This is a genomic window from Actinoalloteichus fjordicus, assembly GCF_001941625.1.
GTDB lineage: Bacteria > Actinomycetota > Actinomycetes > Mycobacteriales > Pseudonocardiaceae > Actinoalloteichus_A > Actinoalloteichus_A fjordicus.
This window is the reverse complement of the sequence record NZ_CP016076.1, coordinates 749,938-772,830: the sequence shown is the minus strand read 5'-3', so window position 1 is coordinate 772,830 and position 22,893 is coordinate 749,938. Positions and strand designations below refer to the sequence as shown.

General features: G+C 69.1%; 17 protein-coding genes, 1 pseudogene and 1 riboswitch. Of the genes and pseudogenes, 9 read left to right on the top strand and 9 right to left on the bottom strand.

What is annotated here, in order from left to right; genetic code table 11:
- The first annotated feature begins 171 nt into the window (after nt 1-171).
- Both glmU and UA74_RS03640 read left to right on the top strand, forming a co-directional pair.
- Nucleotides 172-1,695: a bifunctional UDP-N-acetylglucosamine diphosphorylase/glucosamine-1-phosphate N-acetyltransferase GlmU gene (glmU, locus tag UA74_RS03645; protein ID WP_075738911.1), complete on the top strand. Its 1,524-nt coding sequence runs from the start codon at nt 172-174 to the stop codon at nt 1,693-1,695.
- Complete coding sequence (locus UA74_RS03640) at nt 1,692-2,672, top strand: ribose-phosphate diphosphokinase (RefSeq protein ID WP_075738909.1); 981 nt, start codon at nt 1,692-1,694, stop codon at nt 2,670-2,672. Before glmU ends, UA74_RS03640 begins: the two co-directional genes overlap by 4 nt.
- A 76-nt stretch (nt 2,673-2,748) precedes the next feature.
- On the opposite strand, the gene UA74_RS03635 is transcribed toward UA74_RS03640, so the two are convergent.
- Nucleotides 2,749-4,044: an Nramp family divalent metal transporter gene (locus UA74_RS03635; protein WP_075763808.1), complete on the bottom strand. Its 1,296-nt coding sequence runs from the start codon at nt 4,042-4,044 to the stop codon at nt 2,749-2,751.
- Nucleotides 4,045-4,665: 621 nt separating this feature from the next.
- Between UA74_RS03635 and UA74_RS03630 the strand changes: the two genes are divergently transcribed.
- The 3 genes and pseudogenes from UA74_RS03630 (at nt 4,666) to pth (ending at nt 6,281) form a co-directional block, all read left to right on the top strand.
- Complete coding sequence (locus UA74_RS03630; RefSeq protein ID WP_075738905.1) at nt 4,666-5,286, top strand: 50S ribosomal protein L25/general stress protein Ctc; 621 nt, start codon at nt 4,666-4,668, stop codon at nt 5,284-5,286.
- Between the two features lie 131 nt (nt 5,287-5,417).
- Nucleotides 5,418-5,663, top strand: a pseudogene (locus UA74_RS34110) (DivIVA domain-containing protein); the annotation flags it as partial.
- A gap of 39 nt (nt 5,664-5,702) precedes the next feature.
- Nucleotides 5,703-6,281 carry an aminoacyl-tRNA hydrolase gene (pth, locus tag UA74_RS03615; protein WP_075743361.1) on the top strand — a complete coding sequence of 193 codons (579 nt, stop codon included), beginning with the start codon at nt 5,703-5,705 and terminating at the stop codon, nt 6,279-6,281.
- A 21-nt stretch (nt 6,282-6,302) separates the two neighbouring features.
- Here the strand turns inward: pth and UA74_RS03610 are convergent, their stop codons facing one another.
- Nucleotides 6,303-6,515: a hypothetical protein gene (locus tag UA74_RS03610; RefSeq protein WP_075738903.1), complete on the bottom strand. Its 213-nt coding sequence runs from the start codon at nt 6,513-6,515 to the stop codon at nt 6,303-6,305.
- Nucleotides 6,516-6,989: 474 nt separating this feature from the next.
- Here UA74_RS03610 and UA74_RS33960 point away from each other — a divergent pair, with 474 nt between their 5' ends.
- Nucleotides 6,990-7,118 (top strand): hypothetical protein, encoded by a 129-nt coding sequence (locus UA74_RS33960; protein ID WP_257787497.1) that lies wholly within the window; start codon nt 6,990-6,992, stop codon nt 7,116-7,118.
- 120 nt (nt 7,119-7,238) lie between these two features.
- Here the strand turns inward: UA74_RS33960 and UA74_RS03600 are convergent, their stop codons facing one another.
- A complete protein-coding gene (locus UA74_RS03600) occupies nt 7,239-8,465 on the bottom strand; it encodes an FAD-dependent oxidoreductase (RefSeq protein WP_075738899.1) in 1,227 nt (408 codons plus the stop codon).
- A 69-nt stretch (nt 8,466-8,534) separates the two neighbouring features.
- On the opposite strand from UA74_RS03600, the gene UA74_RS03595 reads away from it, so the two are divergent.
- Nucleotides 8,535-9,149 (top strand): PadR family transcriptional regulator, encoded by a 615-nt coding sequence (locus tag UA74_RS03595; protein WP_075763807.1) that lies wholly within the window; start codon nt 8,535-8,537, stop codon nt 9,147-9,149.
- A 345-nt stretch (nt 9,150-9,494) separates the two neighbouring features.
- Here the strand turns inward: UA74_RS03595 and UA74_RS03590 are convergent, their stop codons facing one another.
- Nucleotides 9,495-11,315 (bottom strand): ABC-F family ATP-binding cassette domain-containing protein, encoded by a 1,821-nt coding sequence (locus tag UA74_RS03590; protein WP_075763806.1) that lies wholly within the window; start codon nt 11,313-11,315, stop codon nt 9,495-9,497.
- Between the two features lie 83 nt (nt 11,316-11,398).
- A complete protein-coding gene (locus UA74_RS03585; protein WP_157433974.1) occupies nt 11,399-12,628 on the bottom strand; it encodes an MFS transporter in 1,230 nt (409 codons plus the stop codon).
- A gap of 529 nt (nt 12,629-13,157) precedes the next feature.
- Between UA74_RS03585 and UA74_RS03580 the strand changes: the two genes are divergently transcribed.
- Nucleotides 13,158-14,411, top strand: coding sequence for an MFS transporter (locus UA74_RS03580; protein ID WP_075738892.1), 1,254 nt, complete (start codon nt 13,158-13,160; stop codon nt 14,409-14,411).
- 20 nt (nt 14,412-14,431) lie between these two features.
- On the opposite strand, the gene UA74_RS03575 is transcribed toward UA74_RS03580, so the two are convergent.
- Entirely contained in the window at nt 14,432-15,397 is a 966-nt protein-coding gene (locus UA74_RS03575; protein ID WP_075738890.1) for a 4-(cytidine 5'-diphospho)-2-C-methyl-D-erythritol kinase, read from the bottom strand.
- A gap of 698 nt (nt 15,398-16,095) precedes the next feature.
- Between UA74_RS03575 and UA74_RS03565 the strand changes: the two genes are divergently transcribed.
- Entirely contained in the window at nt 16,096-19,413 is a 3,318-nt protein-coding gene (locus tag UA74_RS03565; protein ID WP_083682890.1) for a S8 family peptidase, read from the top strand.
- Between the two features lie 261 nt (nt 19,414-19,674).
- Here UA74_RS03565 and UA74_RS03560 read toward each other — a convergent pair whose 3' ends face one another.
- The 3 genes from UA74_RS03560 to UA74_RS03550 all read right to left on the bottom strand — a co-directional run bounded on the left by UA74_RS03560 (nt 19,675) and on the right by UA74_RS03550 (nt 22,407).
- Nucleotides 19,675-20,517 carry a MetQ/NlpA family ABC transporter substrate-binding protein gene (locus UA74_RS03560; RefSeq protein ID WP_075738884.1) on the bottom strand — a complete coding sequence of 281 codons (843 nt, stop codon included), beginning with the start codon at nt 20,515-20,517 and terminating at the stop codon, nt 19,675-19,677.
- 187 nt (nt 20,518-20,704) lie between these two features.
- Nucleotides 20,705-21,391 (bottom strand): methionine ABC transporter permease, encoded by a 687-nt coding sequence (locus UA74_RS03555; RefSeq protein ID WP_075738882.1) that lies wholly within the window; start codon nt 21,389-21,391, stop codon nt 20,705-20,707.
- Nucleotides 21,388-22,407 carry a methionine ABC transporter ATP-binding protein gene (locus tag UA74_RS03550; RefSeq protein ID WP_075738880.1) on the bottom strand — a complete coding sequence of 340 codons (1,020 nt, stop codon included), beginning with the start codon at nt 22,405-22,407 and terminating at the stop codon, nt 21,388-21,390. Before UA74_RS03550 ends, UA74_RS03555 begins: the two co-directional genes overlap by 4 nt.
- 196 nt (nt 22,408-22,603) lie before the next feature.
- Nucleotides 22,604-22,695, bottom strand: a riboswitch (SAM riboswitch).
- Nucleotides 22,696-22,893: the final 198 nt, after the last annotated feature.

Sequence of the window (22,893 nt, the reverse complement as noted above, 5' to 3'; positions counted from 1 at the left end):
AGCACGAGCCTGCCTCTGTGCCTGGTCCGGCCGTCGCCGATTCAGGGAGTCCGGTCGCGCCCTCGCCGCTGCCCGTCAACGGGATCTGCGGGGAACGACGACGAGACTCCAGGAACCCGGGCGGCCGGAACCTACCCACGGTGACCTATTCAGCGCGGAAGGGAAGCACTGATGCTCCAGGGCGGCCCAGCCCCCCGAGCCTCCTCCGGCGAGTCCACCGGCCCGATCAGCACCGTCATCCTCGCGGCGGGTGAAGGCACCCGCATGAGATCCGCGACGCCGAAGGTGCTGCATCGAATCGCCGGACGTGCCTTGGTGGAGCACGCGGTACACGCGGCATCCGGCCTCGACCCCGACCACCTCGTCGTGGTCGTCGGACACGGCAGAGAGCAGGTGACCGACCATCTCGACGCGGTCGGTCACCGCATCGGCAGACCGCTCACCACCGCCGTGCAAGACGAGCAGAAGGGCACCGGCCACGCCGTGAGCTGCGCGCTCGCGGAGCTGCCTGCGGGGCTCACCGGAACCGTCCTCGTGAGCTACGGCGACGTGCCACTGCTGGACACCGACACCCTCGCCGCCCTGCTCGCCGAGCACTCGGCGGCGGGCAACGCGGTGACGGTGCTCACCGCCGAGCTGCCGGACCCGACCGGTTACGGCCGAGTTCTCCGGGACGCCGACGGCGCGGTGACCGGCATCGTGGAGCACAAGGACGCGACCGAAAGCCAGCGCGAGATCACCGAGGTCAACTCGGGCGTCTACGCCTTCGACGCGGCAGTGCTGCGCGACGGACTCGGCAGGCTGCGGACCGACAACGTCCAGGGCGAGCTGTACCTGACCGACGTGCTCGCCATCGCGCGCGGGGACGGCGGCCGGGTGGGCGCGTCGACCTGTGTGGATCGCTGGCTGGTCGAGGGGGTGAACGACCGCGTGCAGCTGGCCCGGCTGGGAGCCGAGCTGAACCGCAGGCTGGTGGAGGGCTGGATGCGCGCAGGCGTCACCGTCGTCGACCCGGCCTCGGTATGGCTGGACATCGACGTCGAGCTGGCCAGGGACGTGCTGTTGGAGCCCGGCGTCCGGCTGCGCGGCACCACCTCGGTCGGCGAGGGCGCGACCGTCGGCCCGGACACCGACCTCACCGACACGGTGATCGGGGCGGGCGCCTCGGTCGTGCGGACCCACGGCACGCAGGCCCAGATCGCCGAGAACGCCTCGGTCGGCCCGTTCGCCTACCTGCGACCCGGCGCCCGGCTCGGCGCGGGCGGCAAGATCGGCACCTTCGTCGAGGTGAAGAACTCCGACATCGGCGCGGGCAGCAAGGTCCCGCACCTGAGCTACGTGGGCGACGCCACCATCGGCGAGCACAGCAACATCGGCGCGGCCAGCGTGTTCGTCAACTACGACGGCATCGCCAAGCACCGCAGCGTGGTGGGCTCCCACGTCCGCACCGGCTCGGACAACATGTTCGTCGCGCCCATCACCGTCGGCGACGGTGCTTACACGGGCGCGGGAACGGTGCTGCGGCGGGACGTGCCGCCCGGTGCGCTCGCCGTCTCCGGCAGCCCGCAACGCAACATCGAGGACTGGGTGACCCGGCGCAGGCCGGGCACCCCCGCCGCCGACGCCGCAGCACGGGCGAGGGCCCCGGAGACCAGCCGTGATTCCGCGCAGGACGAGACCGGGGAGCGAACATGAGCCCGAAACCAGGAACGCCGAAGAAGAACCTCATGCTGTTCAGCGGGCGGGCGTACCCGGAGCTGGCCGACGAGGTCGCCAAGTACCTCAACGTCTCGGTGACCCCGCAGTCGGCATACGACTTCGCGAGCGGCGAGATCTTCGTGCGCTTCGAGGAGTCGGTGCGGGGTTCCGACGCCTTCGTGCTCCAGAGCCACACCGCGCCCATCAACCAGTGGGTGATGGAGCAGCTGATCATGGTGGACGCCCTGAAGCGGGCGAGCGCCAAGCGCATCACCGTGATCATGCCGTTCTACCCCTATGCGCGGCAGGACAAGAAGCACCGGGGACGTGAGCCGATCTCGGCGCGGCTGATCGCGGACCTGTTCAAGACCGCGGGCGCGGACCGGATCATGACGATGGATCTGCACACCGCGCAGATCCAGGGGTTCTTCGACGGACCGGTGGACCACCTCCTGGCGCAGAACCTGTTGGCGGAGCACGTCGCGACGACCTACGCGGACGAGGAGATCACCGTGGTCTCGCCGGACGCCGGACGGGTTCGTCTCGCGGAGAAGTGGGCGGATCAGCTCGGCGGCAGGCCGATCGCCTTCATCCACAAGACCCGGGACCCGTTCAAGCCCAACCAGGCGGTGGCCAACCGGATCGTCGGCGAGGTCAAGGGCAGGCTCTGCGTCGTCATCGACGACATGATCGACACCGGTGGGACGATCGTGAAGGCGGTGGACGCGCTGCTGGAGGCGGGCGCCTCCGGCGTGGTGATCGCCGCGACGCACGGCGTGCTCTCGTCGCCCGCGACCGAGCGGCTCGCAGGCTGCGGAGCCCGCGAGGTCGTGTTCACCAACACGCTGCCGATCCCCGACGAGAAGCGGTTTCCGACCATGACCGTGCTCTCCATCGCCCCGCTGCTGGCGCGGGCGATCCAGGCCGTCTTCGAGGACGACTCGGTGACCAGTCTGTTCGGCGGCAACGCCTGACGGATCGGCGCGACACGAAAGCGGGCGGGGCGGTCCTCTTCAGGACCGCCCCGCCCGTCTTTCGATCCGGCAGCCGTCAGCCCGAGAAGGCGCCGATGATCTGGTTGACCGAGATCACCGCGAACAACAGCACGCACAGTCCGAGCAGCGTGTTCGACAGCCAGCGCGAGCGATACCTGGCATCGAGGGACTTCGAGTTGAGCAGCACCAGCAGCGTCCCGGCGAGGAAGGGCATGAACAACGCCCCGAGGACGCCGTAGACGATGACGAGCTGGAACGGCTGGTCCAGGAACAACAACGTCATCGGCGGGAAGGTCAGCCAGAGCAGGTAGCCCTTGTAGATCGGGGTGCGGGCGCCCGCGTACTGGTCGTAGTGCCGCTCGTCGTCGACCTTCTCGCTCTCGTGCTTCCCGAGACGCCAGACCCGCCACCAGTCGCTGACCAGCAGGCTGACGCCGTTCCAGACGCCGATCACGGAGCTGAACGCCACGGCGAAGAAACCGACCAGGAACGGGATGCGCGCCCACTGGCCGTAGTCGTCGGCGAGGACGTCGGCCAGCGTCAGCAGCCCGCCGTCTCCCGACCGGAGGTCCATGCCTGCCAGCAGCTCGGCACCGACGATGAGCATCGAGGCCACGAAGACGCCGGTGGTGATGTAGCCGACGGTGTTGTCGAAGCGCATCATGCCGAGCCACTTCGGCGTCCGCCAGCCCTTGGCCATCGTCCAGTAGCCGTACGAGGCCATCGTGATCGTGCCGCCGACGCCGCCGATCAGGCCGAGCACGTAGATCAGGGAGTCTTCAGGGAGCCGGGGCAGCAGTCCGCCTGCCAGCGCGGTCATGTTCGGCACCACCAGGATCGCGGTGCCAACCACGGTGACGAACATGATGCCGACGAAGATCGTCATGATCCGCTCGAGCAGCGCATAGCGGCCGAACCACACGATCGCCAGGCCGAGGGCGCCGCAGATCATTCCCCAGTACCGCACGTCGAGTACCGGGAACAACGCGTTGAGCGGCAGGGCCGAGGCCGACATCGCCGTGGCCCCGTACACGAAGCCCCAGATGGCGGCGTAGATGCCGAAGTACCCCAGTGCCCAGCGGCCGAGCTGACGCCATCCGGACAGGATCGTGCGCCCGGACGTCACATGCCATCTCCCCGTCGCCTCGGCGAGCGCGATCTTGAAGATCGTGCCGACGATGACCGCCCAGAAGAGGATGTATCCGAACCGCGCCCCCGCGACCAGGGTCGCGACGAGGTCCCCGGCCCCCACGCCGGTCGCCGCGGCCATGATGCCGGGCCCGACCTGGCGCAGTCGCGCCCGCCAACCCTGTGGCGGGACGGCCTCTAGTGGTTCGACGTCTGCTGACATAGGGAGAAATTAACCGTCGGCACACGGTGAGTCCACAATGATCACCGAGCGTGCTGACACGGCCCACTGCGCCCCTGGCGGGCGGCCCTCCCGGTGTGGTCGTCGACGCCACCGCCACGGGCGGCAGGCAGGCGGCGTCGGCACCGAGTGCGCCTCGGGGGCGTACCGGGGGCCCGCGGGGGCGGGGCTCGCACCGTAGGGGTCGTGACCTGCGGCGTCTCCTCATCTCGGGGCGGCGCACCGCTCCGCCGCGATCCGCTCTCCCCTGGCCTGCCTCCCCGGGCCGGTCTCGCGGAGCCCGACGGCACCGGGTCCGATGTCAGAGCCGCCGATCCGTCGTTCTCTCGATCTCGGCGGCGCCACGTTCGTACCCACTAAGGTGTGAGCAGGCCGCTCCGCGCCGTGATGCGTTCGCGCCCCCGGCGCGACCGTCGGCACCCCGAGTACCGGGCCGTGAACGGTCGGCCTACACTATTCAGGTTGCCTCGGCGAGGCCGGGTTCTTCACCTGGCGTGATTGACGCGGCGGTTGATTCGGCCGCATTGTGTCTCGTTTCGCGCGCCTCACCGCCGCAGCCGCCCACCGTCTCACGTCACCCGATGTCGCAAGGAGTGCAATCCCGTGTCCCAGGTACGTCTTGCCGCTGAAACGCGCACCGAGTTCGGCAAGGGTGCCGCCCGCCGCACCCGTCGCGCGGGAAAGATCCCGGCCGTCCTCTACGGTCACGGCTCCGACCCCAAGCACCTGTCGCTGCCCGCGCTGGAGTTCGCCAGGGTGGTCCGCGAGCACGGCCGTAACGCGGTGCTCTCGCTGGACTTCGCAGGCGGCACGCCCGAGCTGGCGCTGACCAAGACCGTCACGGTCCACCCGCTGAAGAACTACATCGAGCACGTCGACCTGCTGCTCGTCCAGCGCGGCGAGAAGGTCAGCATCGAGGTCCCCGTCATCGTCAACGGTGACGCAGGCCCCGGCACCCTGGTCAACCAGGACGTGACCGTGATCGAGGTCGCCGCCGACGCCCTGAACATCCCGGAGCAGTTCGAGGTCTCCGTCGAAGGCGCCACCGAGGGCACGCACGTGCTCGCGTCCCAGGTCGCGCTGCCCGCCGGTGTCGAGCTGGTCACGGACCCGGAGACGCTGATCGTGTCCGTCAACGCGGCCCCGACCGCAGCGCAGATGGACGCCGAGGCTCCCGAGGCAGCCGAGGGCGCCGAGGAGAACGGCGAGGCATCGGAGAGCTGATCCGAGCCGACGCGGCGCATGCGTAACGCGCGGCGTCGACCGGTGGGCGAGCCACCCGAGGAAGTTCGCGTCGACGAGGGCGGCACACTCCAGCGCGAGTGTGCCGCCCTCGTCCCGTCGAGGGGACCGGCATGGAACTGACCGCAGCGCAGGTCCGCGAAGTCACCTTCGCGCGAGCAGACCTGCTCCGGCGCGGCTATCACGTCGGCGAGGTGGACGCCTTCCTCGAGCAGGTCGCCCGCACGCTGGAAGGTCGGCCGCAGGAGGGGCGGGAGAGCCTCACCTCTGCCGAGGTCGAGACCGTCACGTTCTCGCGGTCGCCCTGGGGCACCCGCGGCTATCACGAAGACGATGTCGACGCGTTCCTGGACCGTGTGCAGCAGACCCTCGCGGCCCGAGCCGGAGAGAAGAAGTCAGTGGATCAACAGCAGCTCGCCCTCGTCGTCGGGTTGGGCAACCCCGGACCCTCGTATGCGGGCAACCGCCACAACATCGGATTCATGGTGCTCGACGAGCTGGCCACCAGGGTCGGCGGGAAGTTCAAGAGCCACAAGAGCTCGGCCGAACTCGTGGAGGGCAGGCTCGCGGGCCGCCGGGCGGCGCTGGCCAAGCCGAAGTCCTACATGAACCTCTCCGGCGGCGCCGTCGCGGGCGCGGTCCGGTTCTTCAAGATCCCGCCCGCCTCGGTGATCGTGGTGCACGACGAGTTGGACCTGCCGTTCGGCACGGTGCGGATGAAGCTCGGCGGCGGCGACAACGGCCACAACGGCCTGCGCTCGATCACCTCCTCACTCGGCACCAAGGACTACCTGCGCGTGCGCTGCGGCATCGGCAGGCCGCCCGGCCGGATGGACCCGGCGGCGTTCGTGCTGCGCGACTTCTCCACGGTGGAGCGCAAGGAACTGCCCTTCTTCGTGGACCACTCCGCCGACGCGGTCGAGGCCCTGATGACCGAGGGACTCGAAGCGGCGCAGAACCGGTTTCATACGCGCTGAGCGGTGGGGCGGGGTGGCGGGTCAGAACACACAGTCTCCCTTGGGTATCACACCGTTCGCTCGATAGTAGACACGAGAGACGACCGGAGATTCGGCCTTGAGCCGCTCAGCCAACCGCCGACTCTTCTCGATCCAGACATTCTCCGCCTCACGGGAAGCGAACCCGGCGGTCGAGAAGTCCGCCCGGTCGAAGGCATCTTGATACTCCTGATCCCAGGCCCGCAGCTCCCGCATTCAAGAAGAGCAAACAACAGGTCGACGATCTGTTCTTCACGGATTCCAACGGAACGGAAATCCCTGATTCTAGCTGGGTCATGAATATGCCCGAGCCCTCCCACGCGAGCCGCCCTTCTCCAGCCAGACCAATCGCCCGTTCCGCAGTCTGCTCATTCGGACCACCGTGGCCGGGCCGACGTGCACACCGCGTCCCCGCAGCTCGGCGATCCACTCCTGGTAACGCTCAGCCGGATCGACATTCTCGGTATCGGTCTGAAGCCCAGCCGGTCCGGTGCGCTCAGACCGGTCTCGATCGGCGCTGCTCAGGTCGACAGGCCCGGTCGAGTCCACCGGCCCCGAGCCCATGCCCCGCGATCGCCCGGCAGTAGGCAGCCCAGAATGCCGGCCGCCACGCGGGCCAGGCCACCGGGTATCGACACGTGCACCGATCACTCCGGGTTCGTGAGCTTCCGGATTGCGCGAGCGATGCGGATGACTTGCAGTGATCGGCACACCGTCATCGGCGAGGCCGCGCTGCACCTGCGAGTCGGTGACGCCGACGGCCTGATCAGCTTCGCCACCTCATCGAGATGGCGAGACTGCCGAGACGGCACCGCCTGAGACACCGTCGGCAGCGAAGGCGCTATCGGTCGCCCTGAAATTACGAATCGGAGAATCCCACGGCCGCAGCCACCCTGCGCCCTGGCCAGTGCACAGCGGGGAGATACGAGGGGCGTGCGTTCATGAGATCTCCTGATGGGCGTCGGCGAGATCGGTGCGGTAATCGGTTATCCACCGCTGAGATCCGAACCGACGGATCATCGCAAAGGCCATGCGCATCGACGTATCACGTATCGCCAGGGCGATCGGGTGCGCGGAGCCCGCCTTCTGCGCCCCGCGCCTACGGCCCACGGCTGCGATCCGCTCAACCCGATCGCGGCGGGCCCGTTCGTAGGCCGCCAGCGCCGCGGGTGCTCCGCCGTGGACGCGCACCTGGCGAGCTAGTTCGAGGGCATCCTCGAAGGCCAGAGATGCGCCTTGCCCGCTGGAGGGGGAGACAGCGTGTGCTGCGTCTCCGAGGAGCCCAGCTCGGCCCCGGTGCCAGCGGGGCAGGGAAAGGAGGTCGTAGGTTCCCTTCGGCCGGAACTGACCGAGATCGGCTGCCTCCATGATCCGAGTGAGCTCAACTAGATCGCCATCGAACAGCTCGAATGCGTGCGCCCGCCACGTCTCATCGCCCTGCGCTGCGATCTCCTCGACGCTGCGCTCACTGTTCCCGAGGTTCGCGAACCAGAAGGTGCGTCCGTCGGGCTCGCACTGATAGCCGAAGAACGCCCGGGCACCGAAGACCATGCGGACCGTCTCATGCGGCGTCGCAGGGATGTCCACCGCGGGGACGAATCCGCCGATCCCCAGGAGGCCGGTGTAGGTGGGCTGCGGCGCATCGGGACTGAGCGTCTGGCGCACTGCGGAGTGGATGCCATCGGCACCGAGCAGCAGATCGCCTGCGGCGCTGGTGTCGTCGGTGAATGTGGCGGTGACCTGGTCGCCGTCGTCGGTATAGCTTCGCAGCCGTTTGGTGTACTCGAAGCTCACCCCCTGCTCGATCGCTGCGTCAGTGACCACGCGCTGCAGGGCCGCACGGGTGATCGTCACGCTACGCAGTTCCGGAGCCAACTGAGATTCATCCCCGAGCAGACCGAGGCGGCGTCCGTTGCCGTTGACGAACTCGGTACGAGTGGTGGCGAAGCTGGCGGCAGCACGAACCCGTTCCACCATCCCGACGGCCCGCAGGGCGGCCAGACCGTTGGGTGCCACAGTGAGAAAGGCACCGAGCTGATCCGCCGGACCCGCGTGGGCTTCATGGACGATCGGCTCCGCCCCTACCCGAGCCAGGGCAGCCGCAGCGACCGGTCCCGCCACTCCTCCGCCGATGATCAATGCCGTGGTCGCACGATCGATAGTCATAATATGACTATACATAGAATGGCGAGGGCGGCCAACCCTCCGACGCGCAGCAGGAAAGCAGGAGTGCCGATGACCTCGCGGGCTCGACGCCGATCACCGCTGTCAGTGCAGGTGTTGCAGCTGCTCGATGAGGAGCCGATGCACGCCTACCGCATGCAACGTCTGATCGCCGATCGGCAGAAGGATCGGATCGTCAACATCGCTCAGCGCAACAGCATCTATCAGACATTGGACGGGTTGCTGCGCGAGGAGTTGATCGAGGTGCATCGGGTCGAGCAGGAACCAGGCCGTCCCGAACGCACCGTCTACCGACTCACCGAGTCCGGCCGCACCACTCTCGATGCGTGGCTGCGCACCATGCTGAGCGCACCCGCCCGGGAGTTCCCGGAGTTCCCGGTCGCGATCGCAGCGTTGCCCAGCCTCACACCGGAACTCGCGATCGAACTGCTGGCCGAACGGGTGCGTACGCTCCAGGAGAAGCTGAACCGGGCCGACGACGAAGCCGCCGCAGCGGAACGGTTGGGCCTGCCGAGGCTGCTCTTTCTCGAGCACGAATACCTGCGTACCCTCACCGAGGCCGAGCTGCGATGGGTCGAGGAGGTACTGGACGACCTGCGCGCCAGCCGCCTCACCTGGGACCGCCAGTGGCTGGCCGAGGTCAATCACCGGTTGAGTCAGGGATGACCGGGCGCTGTCGATGTGGGTGATGCCAGCGCGGTCGTGCAGGTGGATCATCAGCAGATTTCGACCGGCGAGAACACGATCTTGTGCCGGCGAAGACCTCGTAAGCTCGATGATCGCCAGATCTGCCACCGTCGTGGACCGCAGCACCTCGGGCTGAGCCGTTCGTACCCCTACCGAATCCACACACCGACCTCGGTGACCAAAACGACACGTTAGCTCACGCGTCGCGTCTGCTCGGTGAGTCACCGTGCCACCGGTCCGGCCAAGGCAGGTCCGGTCTTCTCACAGGCTGTCGGGATTCGCCGGGCGCCCGGGAGAGCCGCGCCCCCCGTCGTCAGCCGCCTCTCACCCCTCCAGCGCGTCTGCGGCCAGCAGCCATTCCTCCTCGATCTGCGACTTCTCCGCCTTGACCTCGCGGAGTTCCGCATCGAGGTCCATCAGGCGCCCGGTGTCGCTGCCCGCGTCGGCGAGGGCCTGGTTGAGGGTGGCCTCCTTCTTGTCCAGGGTCGCGATCCGGCGCTCCAGCTTCGCGAGCTGCTTGCGCGCCGCCCTGGTGTCCGCAGCCGACAAGGCCGCGCCTGGGGCGGCTCCTTCGGACTCGGTCGGGGCGGCTCCGCCCGACGTAGAACCCGCAGGCGCCGAGGCCGCCGCCTTCGGCTGGGCGAGCATCCGTTCCCGCCGACGCAGGTACTCGTCGATTCCGCCCGGCAGGTCGGTCACCACTCCATCGCCGAAGAGCGCCACCACCTTGTCGCAGACCCGCTCGATCAGATACCGGTCGTGCGAGACGACCACCATCGTGCCCGGCCAGGAGTCGAGCAGGTCCTCCAGTTGTTGCAGGGTGTCGATGTCGAGGTCGTTCGTCGGCTCGTCGAGCAGTAGGACGTTCGGCTCGGCCATCAGCAGGCGCACCAGCTGGAGCCTGCGTCGCTCGCCGCCGGAGAGGTCGCCCACCGGCGTCCACTGCCTGCCCTTGGGGAAGCCGAGCCGCTCGGCGAGCTGCGCGGCGGAGAGATCCTGCTTGCCCAGGGTGACGCGGGTGGCGACCTCCTCGACGGCCTCCAGCACCCGCAGCTTCGCGGGCAGGTCGTGAAGTTCCTGAGTGAGATGCGCCAGCCGCACCGTCTGGCCTTGAATGCGACGGCCCGAGGCGGGCTCCCGATCCCCCGCGAGCATCCGGAGCAGGGTGGTCTTTCCGGAGCCGTTGACGCCGACGAGCCCGACCCGGTCGCCGGGCCCGATCCGCCAGGTGACGTCCTCGGCGATCGTCAGGTCGCCTGCCCGCAGGTCGACGTTCTCCAGCTCCAGCACCGTGCGGCCGAGGCGCCGCTTGGCGAAGGTCAGCAACTCGACGGTGTCGCGCGGCGGCGGCACGTCGGAGATCAGCGTCTCGGCGGCGTCGATGCGGTAGCGGGGCTTGGAGGTGCGCGCAGGCGCACCACGGCGCAGCCAGGCGAGTTCCTTGCGGGCCAGATTGCGACGTCGGTCCTCGGCGGCGTCGGCCTGCCTGGCCCGTTCCGCCCTAGCGAAGATCCAGTCGGCGTAGCCGCCCTCGTACTGCTCGACGCCGCCGCCGACGACCTCCCAGGTCCTGGTGCAGACCGTGTCGAGGAACCAGCGATCGTGCGTGACGACGATCAGCGCGCAGCGTCTGGCGATCAGGTGGTCCGCCAGCCAGCGGACGCCCTCGATGTCCAGATGGTTCGTCGGCTCGTCCAGCACGATGAGGTCGAGTTCCTGCACGAGGGCGGCGGCCAGCGCCACCCGACGACGCTCGCCGCCGGAGAAGGTGCCGACCGGCGTGTCCAGGCCTCTGGCGGTGATGCCCAGCCCGTCGAGGATGCCGCGCACCCGCGCGTCCGAGGCCCATTCGTGCTCGGCCGCGTAGCCGAGCGGGTCGAGGATCGCCTGCCGAACCGTCGAGCCCTCCGGCAGCTCGGTGCGCTGGGTCACCACGGCCATCCGCAGGTCAGAGCTGTGGGCGACCCGACCGGAGTCCGGCGGCTCGATGCCCGCCATCACCTCCAACAGCGTCGTCTTGCCGCCGCCGTTGAGTCCCACGACGCCGACCCGCTCACCGCGACCGATGCCCAGCGACACGCTGTCGAGCAGCGCGCGCACGCCATAGGACTTCGACACCTCGGACAGGTTCACCAGGTTGACCATCGGTCGGGACCACACTCCGTCTCGTCGCTCTTCACGACCGTGTCGGCCGTCCACCGGCATTATCCGCGCCGGGCACCGTGCTCTCACACAGCCGCCTCGGCTGCGGGTCGAGGCGGGGCGGTCCGGAAGAGCAGCGCCGCGATCACCGTGACGCCGACCGACAGCAGGCCGCCGACCACGATGATCTGCTGGGCCGAGGCGATGCCGAGGGCGGCGCCGATCAGGGCGAGGGAAAGCTGTCCGGACGCCCCGTCGGCGACGAGGTAGATGCCGAGCACCCGGCCGTGCAGCTCGCGAGGCACGTCCCGCAGCAACAGCGTGATCTCCAGGCCGATGATGAATCCGCCCGCTATCCCCATGACGAAGAGCGCCGCCGACACGGGCAGCAGCAGCGCGCTCAGGGGCGCCACCGCCGCCCAGACAAGCCCTTGGACCGCATAGGCGCCCACGTTGGCGCGAGACAGGACGCGCGGGGCGAGACGCCCGACGACCAGTGTGCCGAGCAGCAGTCCCGTGCCGTAGACGGCGAGGAGGACTCCCACGCCCCGCCCGTCGTCGGTCAGCTCGGTGCCCAGGATTCCCAGGAGCACGGTGAGCCCGCCGCCGATCAGTCCCCACGCCGTGCACAGGACGATGACGGCACCTGCCGACGGATACCGCCGCAGGGCGGCGAGTCCGCCGCCGAACCGCATTCCGCCGCGCGCCGAGGGCCTCCCGTGGTCGGCGTCCCCCGGCACCGTCCACACCAGCGCGGCGGCGAGGGCGGCCATCCCGCAGGCGGCGGCGAAGGTCGGGAGGACGCCGAGCACGGTGACCCCGGTGCTGCCGAGCAGCGCGCCGAGGATGAGGGTCAGGGCCATGATGCGGGACACGGCGGCGTTGGCCAGCGGCCACCGCGTCTCGTCCAACGCCGCGTAGCGCAGCCGCTGCAGGGCGATCGGCGGGAACCGATGCGCGATGGAGGCCGTCGCGTGGCAGCAGGCGACGGCGACGAGCGAGTGGTCGAGTAAGAACCCCATGCCCAGCGTCATCACGGCTTGGACGGCGAGCCCGACGCAGGCCACCCGGCGGGGATCACGGTGGTCGACGACCGCACCCGCGAACGGTCCGATCAGCAGGCCCGGCACGGTGCCCGCCAGCAGCATCCAGGCGAGCGTCGAGCCCGAATGGGACGCCAGCACCCCGACCGTCAGGGCGATCTGCATCGTCCACTGGGTCAGCGAGCTGAACAGGCCGGTGATCCAGAGTCTGCGGAAAGGTTTCGAGTCCCAGATACGGATGCGCCCGGCTCCGCCTGCTCCGATGTCCGTCACGGACGAGAGGATGCAAGCTCCACTCGACTGGAGGTCAAGCACGAGGGTCTGCGGCCTGCGCGGCCGCGCACGTCCGGCCAGGTAACGAACATCGCAGGTCAGCGACGTCAGCTGGGCCAGAGAGCCCACCGCGCTAGACCGTCTCGACCCTTGCGTGCGTCGATGCCTGCTCCGTAGTGTGATCAGCTTGTGGCGCCTGCTTTCGGGAGACTGACATCCCGTGGCCGTGAGCACCGGAGTTGAGGCATGACTTGAGCACCGTCACCACGACTTCCCCCTGATCGGGCCTGATCGGACACGCCGTTGTTCGGATACGGCCCCTGTTCGGAGCCGTTGTTCTGACCCGGACGTCGCCTGACACGGCCCTTGATCAGGCACCGCCCTTGATCGGACGCACCGACGCCGATCGGCCACCGCGCCGATCCTCGACATCGCCCTGATTCGTCTCGGCCGCGCCCTGTCTCGCGACACGGGAGACGATGTCGTTCGCAGCGGGGACGCCGCCCCTGTCTTCACGAAAGCCGAGTCAGTGACCAGCAGCGGTGCCGCCCGAGCAGAGCCTCCGCTCACGCGGAATCGAAGCTTCCTCGCGCTGCTCGCGGCCACCGGGATCTCCGCGCTCGGCACCGGTCTCTATCTGCCCGCCATCCAGCTGCTCGCCGTCCAGCTGACCTCCGACGAGAAGGCCGTCGCCGCGCTCAAGGTCGCCACCGTGCTGCCTGCGGCACTGGTCATCCTGTTCTCCGGAGTCGCGGCGGATCGGATGCGACGCCGGGCCCTGATGATCTTCAGCGATCTCGTGCGGGCGGCGGCGATCCTGGGGTTCGCACTCCTGGTGGCCGATGACCTCGCCGCCTTATGGCCGATGTACGTGGTGGCCGTCGTGCTGGGCTCGACGCAGACGGTGTTCGACAGCGCCGCGCAGGCCGTGCTGCCGCAGGTGGTGCCCAGATCGGCCTTGAATCGGGCCAACAGCCTGCTGGTGTCGTCCTGGACGCTGGGCATCGCCTTCGTCGGCCCCGCACTGGGCGGTGTGCTGTTCGCGGTGGATCACGCACTGCCGTTCTTCGTCAACGCGGGCACCTTCGTCGTCTCGGCCGTCCTACTGATCTGGATCAGGGTCGCGGCGGCGCCTGCGGCACACGGCGGCGACGCACTCGGCCAGAACAGCGTAACGACCGACCTGCGCATCGGCGTTCACCACGTCTTCCGACATCGCGTGCTGCGCTCGGTGACTGTCATCGGCGCCATCATCAGCTTCTGCGTCGGAATGATCACCAGCGTCTTCGTGCTGTTCGCCACGCGCTGGCTCGGGCTCGACGCCGTCGGCTACGGGCTGCTGCTCGTCGGCGAGGCGGTCGGCGCGTTCCTCGGCAGCTTCCTGGCCGTGCGGCTCGACGGCCGGGTCAGTCGACGACTGATCATCCGCGCCGCGCCCCTGCTCATCGGCGCCATGTACGTGCTACAGGCTGTGACGGCCTCGCTCGCGCTGGCCTTCGTGGTGGTGTCCGCCGGGAACGCCATGTTCATGGTCTGGACGATCGTGGCGACGTCGGTGCGGCAGAGCGTCGGGCCCAACGCCCTGCTCGGCCGGATCACGAGCGTCGACCGGCTGGGCGGCCTCGTCGCCACCGGAGCCGGGGCGCTGGTCGGGGGCGCGGTGGCGGGCGGCCTCGGCGTCCAGGCGCCGTTCCTCCTCAGCGCCGTGCTGCTGTTCGTCCTGCCGTTGTGCGTCTCGCTCCGAGTGGACGAGCACGAGGTGCCTGCGGGGCTGCGCTGGTGACGGCGCACGGTGTCGACCGCTCATGCGTGCACCGGCGGTGGAGTGGGCCGAGACTGCTCCTCACGCTGGACGACCTTCGCGCCGGGAACGGGGCCCTGCGCCACGCGGACCGTCCGGCACACGCCCACCCCGGACAGCTCGGCGGCGACCTGCACCGCCGAGGCCGCGCTCTCGCAGAGGAAGGCACAGGTCGGGCCGGAACCGGAGACGACGCCTGCCAGCGCGCCCGCGTTCACGCCCGCCCGCAGCGTGCGACGCAGCGTCGGCCGGAGTGAGACGGCGGCGGCCTGCAGGTCGTTGCCGAGCAGCAGGGCGAGCTGTCGAGGGTCGCCGGAGGCCAGCGCCTCCAGAACGGGTTCGACGCTGCCGATCCGAGGCGGGCGCCCCTCGCTGCGCAGCCGGTCCATCTCCTCGAAGACCGTCGGTGTCGACAGGCCGCGCCTGGCCAGCGCCAGCACCCAGTGGAAGGAGTGTCGGGACAGCACCGGAACCAGTCGTTCGCCACGCCCGGTGCCGAGGGCGTTGCCGCCGTGCAGGCAGAACGGGACGTCGCTGCCGATGGTCGCCGCCACGTCGGCGAGTTCGTCCCGGCCGATGTCCAGCCGCCAGAGTGAGGCAAGCCCGACCAGGGTGGCCGCCGCGTCGGCACTGCCGCCCGCCATGCCGCCCGCGACTGGAATGCCCTTGTTGATCACCACGCGAACCCTCGGCTCGTCCGGGTCGCGCCCCACGTGCTGCGCGAGGGCCTGGACCGCCCGCCACACCAGATTGGAGGGGCCGGTGGGTACCGCGTCGGCGCCCTCCCCGTGTACCTCCACGCCGGGCTCCTCGGCGACGGCAACGGTGACCTCGTCGGTCAACGACAGGGCCTGGAACACGGTGACCAGGTCGTGATAGCCGTCGTCACGCAGGTCGCCGACGCCGAGGTGCAGATTGACCTTGGCCGGGGCGCGAACCGTTATCGGGGGTGGCACGACTGCGAGCACCCCTGCAGCCTACGGGCGGTTCCGGAGGATGTGTTCGATCAACCGCCGATGATCACCGATAGTCATCGATCGGCCACCCAGTGGCACCTTCTTGGTGGTGTCAGCGTCCCGCGCGCGGCCTGCGACGCCCTCGGAAGCGGCCGAGTCAACCAGACCGTGGAGTGCCCGATCGAGGGCCGCGCGTCTCGGCGCCCGCGCGGCAGGCCCGTTCTCGCGCGCATCGGTTCCGCCGATCACCCGACGACGCCCGCGCCCGCGAGCACCGTCCAGGCCACGCCTGCCGACGCACACGTCGAAGGTATTGCGGGTCTTGGGCCGTAGGAACGACGGTGAAGGTCCGTGTCGTGGTCTCCCTCAACTCCGACGTGCTGCTGCTGGTCGCCAGGCCTGCCCGGTCGACGTTCTACCAGGAGCAGACCCGGCTGCGACGTCGGTGATCCGCGAACCGAGCGCGAGACCGCGATCACGAGTGTCCCGCAACGGCAACTGCCTCGACAACGCCGCGATCGAGAACTTATCGGCCATTTCCGGGAAGTTTATCTGAAAAGTGATCTGAATCACCGGTAAGTTGCACTGCGGGCAATGACCGCTATGTTCGTGATCGGTTCGTTAATCTCTGATTACCGGTCGAATGACCGTCGGAATGCTTCTCCCCGAAAGGAAAGACGGTCGAACGGCCGATTGAAAGGACGGTGGCGATGAGGCACAGAAAAGTACCCGCAGTGGTGTTAGGGCTGGCCTTGAGTTCCAGTCTTGCTGCGGGCGCGGTGCAGGCGGGGGCCGAGGAGACCACAGGTGAGAGGGGCACGGGCGCGAGCCCGATCGCGAATGCGGAGTCCGAGATCCTGACTTTGATTACCGGCGATCGACTTCGGGTTGCGAAGATGTCGGATGGTCGGCCGTCGGTCACGGTGCTGCCAGGTGCCGGTCGATCGAACGTTCCTTTCCATCGAATTTCTGAGGGTGATGCTCTTTCGGTCATTCCGGCTGATGCGTTCGGTCTGGTTCAGTCGGGTCGGTTGGACGAACGACTCTTCGATGTCACCGGTCTTCTCGAGCAGGGTTTCGGTGATGCGGGTCCGCTTCCGTTGATCGTGTCGTACGAGTCGGGTGTCGATCGTCCGCTTGCCGATCCGTTGTCTGCGGTGGGTGCGGAGGTCGTGCGGGAGTTGCCGAGTGTGGGCGGCGTGGTGGTGGAGACCGAGTCGGGTTCCGCTGCGGAGGTCTGGGAGGTGCTCGGTGCGGAGCAGACCACGTTCGCGGGCGGGGTTGACCGGGTGTGGTTGAACGGTCGGGCTGAGGTCTTCGACGAGGAGAGCAACGCGCAGATCGGTGCTCCGGAGGCGTGGGAGGCCGGTTACTCCGGTGCGGGTGCGACGGTGGCGGTGCTCGACAGTGGTTATGACGCCGAGCATCCGGACCTTCAAGGTGTGGTGGTCGAGGCGGAGGACTTCACCGGCAACCCTGACGGACCTCACGACGGCAACGGCCACGGCACGCATGTCGCCGCCACGGTCGCGGGCACCGGTGCGGCTTCTGACGGTGCGCACCGGGGTGTCGCCCCGGACGCGAGCCTCATCGTGGGCAAAGTCTGTGACGACTACGGCTACTGCACGGACGACGCCGTCATCGCGGGCATGGAGTGGGCGGCCGAACAGGGCGTCGCCGCCGCCAACCTCAGCCTCGGCAGCGGACCCAGCGACGGCACTGACCCGTTGTCGGTCGCGGTGAACACCCTCACCGAGCAGAGTGGCACGCTGTATGTGATCGCGGCGGGCAACTTCGGCGCCGAGGAGTCGGTGAGCTCGCCGGCTGCGGCTGATGCCGCGCTGGCCGTTGCCAGTGTCACCAAGACCGACGAGCTCAGCGATTTCTCCAGTCGGGGCCCGAGGTTCGGTGACAAGGCGATCAAGCCCGATATCGCCGCGCCCGGCTCGGACATCATCTCCGCCCGTGCGGGCGGCACGACCGATAACGATCCTTACACGTCGTTGAGCGGCACCTCGATGGCGTCTCCGCACGTCGCGGGTGCTGCCGCCGTGCTCGCCGCCCAACACCCCGAGTGGCAGGCCGACGAGTTGAAGGCCGCCCTGACGGGCTCCTCCGTTCCGTTGGACGGCATCGGCGTCACCGGACAAGGCTCCGGCAGGCTCGACCTCGCCGCTGCGGTGTCGGCCGAGGTCCTCGCCTCGCCCTCCTCACTCAGCCTGGGGGCGTTCCCGTACCCGCATGACCAGGAGCCGGCGACTCGGGAACTCACCTACACCAACACCGGAACCGAAGACGCCGTCTTCGACCTGACGTTCGACGCGGCGGGAGCCGACGGCACACCCGCGCCGGACGGGCTGTTCAGCCTGAGCGCCGAGCAGATCACCGTGCCCGCAGGCGGCGAGACCACCGTCGAGCTGACCGTAGACCCCTCGGCCAATGCACAGCTCGGCTTCCTCAGCGGCTCGGTCCTGGCCACCAGCACCGACGGCGACACCACGGTCTCAACGGCGGCGGGCGCCTTCCTCGAGCCCGAAAGCTACGACCTGTCCATCGAGGCCACGACCCAGTCCGGCACCCCGGCCGAGTTCCCCGCCATCGCCGCTGTCAACCGCGAGACCGGCGACAGCACCATGATCGATCCCGGCGCCGAGGGCAACATCACCGCCCGCCTCCCCGCAGGCCTCTACGACGTGATCGCCCACTTGGGCGAGTACGCCGAGGAGGACGGCGAGGTCATCGGCGGCTCGATGACCGCCGTGGCCGAACTGGGTATCGATCTCACCTCGGACACGTCCATCAGCCTCGACGGCACCCAGGCTGTCCCGGTGGTCGTGGAGACCGAGCGGGAGACCGTCACCGAGCGATCCGTCACTGAACTGTTCGTCGGACGAACCGGCATCGGCTCGATGGTCGGAGACGTGCAGGTCGACCAGTTCGCGGTGCCGAGCGGCGACCCCGGCGACAGCGGCCTGCGGTTCGCCTACCGCCCGAGGCTCGTCGCACCGGAGGGCACGGCCGAGCCATATGGCTACAACCTCATCCTGCACGATGCGGGAATTCCGGAGTCACCGATCCTCGAGGCGAACGATGCCGATCTGTCGATCGTGCAGAACGACTACCACGCGCAGGGCGTCGCGGCGGAAGGCCACCGGGGATCGGCAGGAATCCTGCCGGAGGACGACCTCAGTGTCGGATTCGGTTCTCCGATCGAGGTGCCCACCCATCGGCTTGAACTCTTCAGCACCGGCGACATCCGTTGGCTCGAGTCCCTCACGTTCATCAATGTCGAGGCGAGCGAGGACTACTCCACGGAGAAGACGCACGAGCCGGGGGACAGCACGGTGACGTGGAACAGCGCACCGCTGGGCGTCGGCGTGGGCACCGAGGCGAACCCCGCTGGGCAGCGGCTCGGCGACGAGATCCTCCTCAACCCTGGAGTCATCGCCCCCAGCGGTGATCCCGTCAGTTACTACGGGGAATCCTTCGGCACCTCCGCTATCGTCGCCTCCACCACGCTGTCGAAGGACGGCGAGGTCATCGAGACGCAGGAGACACTCGGCGGGCTGTTCGCGGTGCCCTCGGGCGACGGGGTGTTCACCGCGGACGTCACCGCGACTCGCGACCTGCCCTGGTCGGTGTACGGCACCGAGATCGACGCGTCGTGGACCTTCGCCTCCGACACCGTCGACGGCGAGCTGCCCGAAGGCCTGCCACTGCTGGGCGTCGGCTTCAGCGGCGAGGTCGACGAGCTCGGACAGGCACCCGCGGGCGTCGAGTATCCGCTGGGCCTGCACGTGAACGGCCTCGCGGACGACCAGCCGACCGAGCTGACCCTGGAGGTCTCCTACGACGACGGCGCCACCTGGACGGCCGTCGAGGTGACCTCGACCGAGGACGGCGCGACGGCGCTGCTCACCCACCCGGCCGAGGACGGCTTCGTCTCGCTGCGGGCGAGCGCGGCCGACGCGGCGGGCAACACCGTGGAGCAGACGATGCTGCGGTCCTACGGGATCACCACCGGCTGACCACCCGGTCTCGCACCGGCGCCCGCATGAGCACGGCGCCGTGACGACACGGCCTGCACCCGACCATTCCGGTCGGGTGCAGGCCGTGTCATCGTCTACGGGACAGACGTCTTCCCGGCCGCCGCTCTACTCGACGGGCAGGCTGCCCGACGCCTGCGGTGCTTCTCTTCGACAATGCAGGCGATGACGGACGGCGGCCGATCGAACGGCTTCTTATCGTGTTGCAGAGAGGTCGACCGGGCACTGATGGACTCAGTGTGCTCAGAACGACGGCAGCACGCCGCCGTCGTAGTTCTCCTCGATGAACTGCCGGACCTCGTCGGAGGTCAGCAGCTCGACGAGCGTCGCGATCCTGGGATCGTCGGCCAGCTCGGGCGTGGTCACGACGCCGTTGGCGTTGGGGTTGCCCTCCGCCTCCTCCAGCAGGATCGAGTCGTCAGCCGGGCTCAGGCCCGAGTCGATGGCGTAGTTACCGTTGATCACGGAGGCGTCGGTGTCCTGGAGGCTCACCGCGAGCTGCGCGGCCTCCAGCGGGGCGAACTCGAAGTTCCTCGGGTTGTCCTCGACGTCGGCCTCGGTGGCCTGCCCCTCGGTGCCCTCGCGGAGCGAGATCAGGCCGTTGTCGGCGAGGAGCTGAAGGCCGCGGTTGAGGTTGGCCGGGTCGTTGGACACGCCGATCGTGGCGCCGTCCGGCAGGTCGTCGACCGACTCGACGCTGTCCGAGTACAGGCCCAGCGGTTCGAGGTGCACGGCCTCGATCCACTCGTACTCGCCGCCGTGCTCGATCTGGAAGTTGTCCAGGTAGGGCACGGTCTGGAAGTAGTTGGCCTCCAGCGACCCGTCCTGTAGCGCCGTGTTCGGCTGCACGTAGTCGTTGAAGGGGACGACCTCCAGCTCCAGCCCCGCGTCGGCGGCCAACTCCTGGTCGATGAACTCCAGGATCTCGCCGTGCGGGACGGGGCTCACGCCGACCCGCAACGGGCCGTCGGTCGAGGCGGCCCCCTCGTCGGTGGTCGATGCGTTCTCGCTCCCGCAGCCCGCCAGGACCGCGGCCGAGGCCGCCAGCAGGACGGTCACGTCTCTGACCCGACGTCTGATGCGCATGGCGATGTCTCCGTTCTGAGGAACTTCTCGGATTGCAACGTGTGTCGTCTTCATCGCGCGACATCAGTCGCGCGTCAGTACTGAGTCCACAATGGACAGACTCAGCAGTCCGCTGACCAGCTTCGACGCCGGACGGGCGATCGAGAACGGCGGGCAGCCCCAGCAGGGCGGCTGCACCGTCGGGGCGTCAGATCTTCAGCGCGGACCGCCGTCGGTCGATCGCGCGGGCGAGCCGGTCGAAGAGCAGCTGGGTGAACCAGGCGAGCGCGCCGAGCGCCACGACCGATGCCCACAGCATCCGCGTGTCGTTGCGCTGGTAGCCGAAGCGGATCGCCACGTCGCCGAGTCCGCCGCCGCCGATGACGCCCGCCATCGCCGAGTAGCCGATCAACGTCACCGCAGTGACGCCGATCGCGGCCACCAGCGCCGGGCCCGCCTCCCGCAGCAGGACGCTGCGGACCATGCGGGTCCGACTGGCCCCCGTGGTGATCGCGGCCTCCACGACCGAGGCGTTGACCTCGCGCAACGCCGCCTGAACGAGCCTGCCGACGAACGGGATGGCACCCACCGTGAGCGGGACGATCACCGCCGTCGGTCCGATCGTCGTCCCGACCAGCGCGCGAGTCACCGACCCCAGCAGGACCAGCAGCACCACGAAGGGCAGCGAACGGCCGATGTCCACCACCACGCCCAGCACCCGATGCAGCACCGGCCGGGGGCTCAGGCCCGTCGGCGAGGTGATGTGCAGCAGCACCCCGAGCGGGATGCCGCCGAGGGCGGCGAGGACGGTGGCGATGCCGACCATGTAGATCGTGTCTCCGGTGGCGGCTGACACCAGGTCGAAGACCCGATCCCACGGGGTCGGTTCTCTCACGCGGCTACTCCTGGAATCTCTTGTGGGGTGCGACGGACCGTCGCCTCGTGGTCGGCGAGCCAGGCCAGCGCGGCCTCGGACCGGTCGCCGGTCAGACCGATGCGGAACCGCGCCACCGGGGTGTCGCCGAGCCGCGTGAGTCCGCCGCCGAGGATCGACAGGTCCACGCCGAACCGGTTGGCCGCCTCCGGCAGCAGCGCCCCGACGGCGGCGAACCCGACGAGCACCACCTCGGCGACGACGTCGGCCCTGGCAGCAGGCCCCCGCAGGCTCGACGCCTGGTCGATCTCGGGAAGCAGCGAGGAGGTGATCCGGCTGCCGGGAACGGTCAGCAGGTCGAGCACCTTGCCGTGCTCCACGATCTGCCCGTCGTCCAGCACCGCGACGTCGTCGCAGATCCGGCGGACGACGGCCATGTCATGGGTGACCACGAGCACGGTCACGCCGAGTTCGGCACGCACGCGATCGAGCACCGTCAGCACCGATCCCGTGGTCTCCGGGTCCAGCGCGGAGGTCGGCTCGTCGGCGAGCAGCACGGACGGCCGGGCCGCCAGCGCCCTGGCCACCGCCACCCGCTGGCGCTGGCCGCCGGAGAGCTGGTCCGGATAGCTGCCCGCCTTGTCGGTCAGGCCGACCAGATCCAACAGCTCGACGACCCTGGACCGCCGAGCGGCGGGGCTCACACCCGCGCTCTCGAGCGGAAGAGCCACGTTGCCAGCGGCAGTGCGCTGCCGCAGCAGCGAGTCGCCCTGCGGCACCACGCCGATGCGACGGCGGGCGGCCCGCAGGTCACGGCCCCGCAGCGACACCAGGTCGGTGCCCTCCACGGTGATCGAGCCGCTGTCGGGCTGCTCCAGCAGCGCGATGCAGCGAGCCAGCGTGGACTTTCCCGCGCCGCTGGGGCCGACGACGCCGCAGACGGTGCTCTCCGGAACGGACAGCGTCACCCCGTCCAGGGCGTGCACGACGCCCTTCTTACCGGGGAAGGTCTTGGTCAGCTTCTCGACAGTGATCATCTCTGCTCCACGACGCCGGGCCGCTCGCAGGCGGCACGCTGAGACCGCCCCGACGACGGGGCGGTGAAAGAAAGGGGCGATGACTACCGGGGGTCAGACTCGCGATGAGACGAGGTAAACCCGACAGCCGGAAGCGGTTCGACGACACTGGTCGACCACACGTCGGCGCGTGAGCATGAACTGAACTAACACTACGACTCCATCGGTCCTGGCGTTAGCACCTGCCCAACGGGTGGGTGGTTGCTGCGGCGTCTTCGAGCCAGGTCTCTCAGCCGCTCAGGATGGTCGGTCCTCTTGAGTAAAACCGACGAGCCAGTTCCCGCGCAAGTAGATTCCGGCCACACCTGCGCATCGACACCCGTTTCGACCAACGACCGCAGCGCTGCGGCGCGATGTCCAGGCACGATGGCGGGCCGCGCCTGCGTGGCGAAGAACACCGCAGGCCCGGCGACAGATCGCGGCGAGCATCGATTGCACTCGGCGTGC

Coding starts and splice junctions, on each gene's coding strand:
- glmU (WP_075738911.1), top strand. CDS start 172: ATGCTCCAGGGCGGCCCAGCCCCCCGAGCCTCCTCCGGCGAGTCCACC.
- UA74_RS03640 (WP_075738909.1), top strand. CDS start 1,692: ATGAGCCCGAAACCAGGAACGCCGAAGAAGAACCTCATGCTGTTCAGC.
- UA74_RS03635 (WP_075763808.1), bottom strand. CDS start 4,044: ATGTCAGCAGACGTCGAACCACTAGAGGCCGTCCCGCCACAGGGTTGG.
- UA74_RS03610 (WP_075738903.1), bottom strand. CDS start 6,515: ATGCGGGAGCTGCGGGCCTGGGATCAGGAGTATCAAGATGCCTTCGAC.
- UA74_RS33960 (WP_257787497.1), top strand. CDS start 6,990: ATGACTTGCAGTGATCGGCACACCGTCATCGGCGAGGCCGCGCTGCAC.
- UA74_RS03600 (WP_075738899.1), bottom strand. CDS start 8,465: ATGACTATCGATCGTGCGACCACGGCATTGATCATCGGCGGAGGAGTG.
- UA74_RS03595 (WP_075763807.1), top strand. CDS start 8,535: ATGACCTCGCGGGCTCGACGCCGATCACCGCTGTCAGTGCAGGTGTTG.
- UA74_RS03590 (WP_075763806.1), bottom strand. CDS start 11,315: ATGGTCAACCTGGTGAACCTGTCCGAGGTGTCGAAGTCCTATGGCGTG.
- UA74_RS03565 (WP_083682890.1), top strand. CDS start 16,096: ATGAGGCACAGAAAAGTACCCGCAGTGGTGTTAGGGCTGGCCTTGAGT.
- UA74_RS03560 (WP_075738884.1), bottom strand. CDS start 20,517: ATGCGCATCAGACGTCGGGTCAGAGACGTGACCGTCCTGCTGGCGGCC.
- UA74_RS03550 (WP_075738880.1), bottom strand. CDS start 22,407: ATGATCACTGTCGAGAAGCTGACCAAGACCTTCCCCGGTAAGAAGGGC.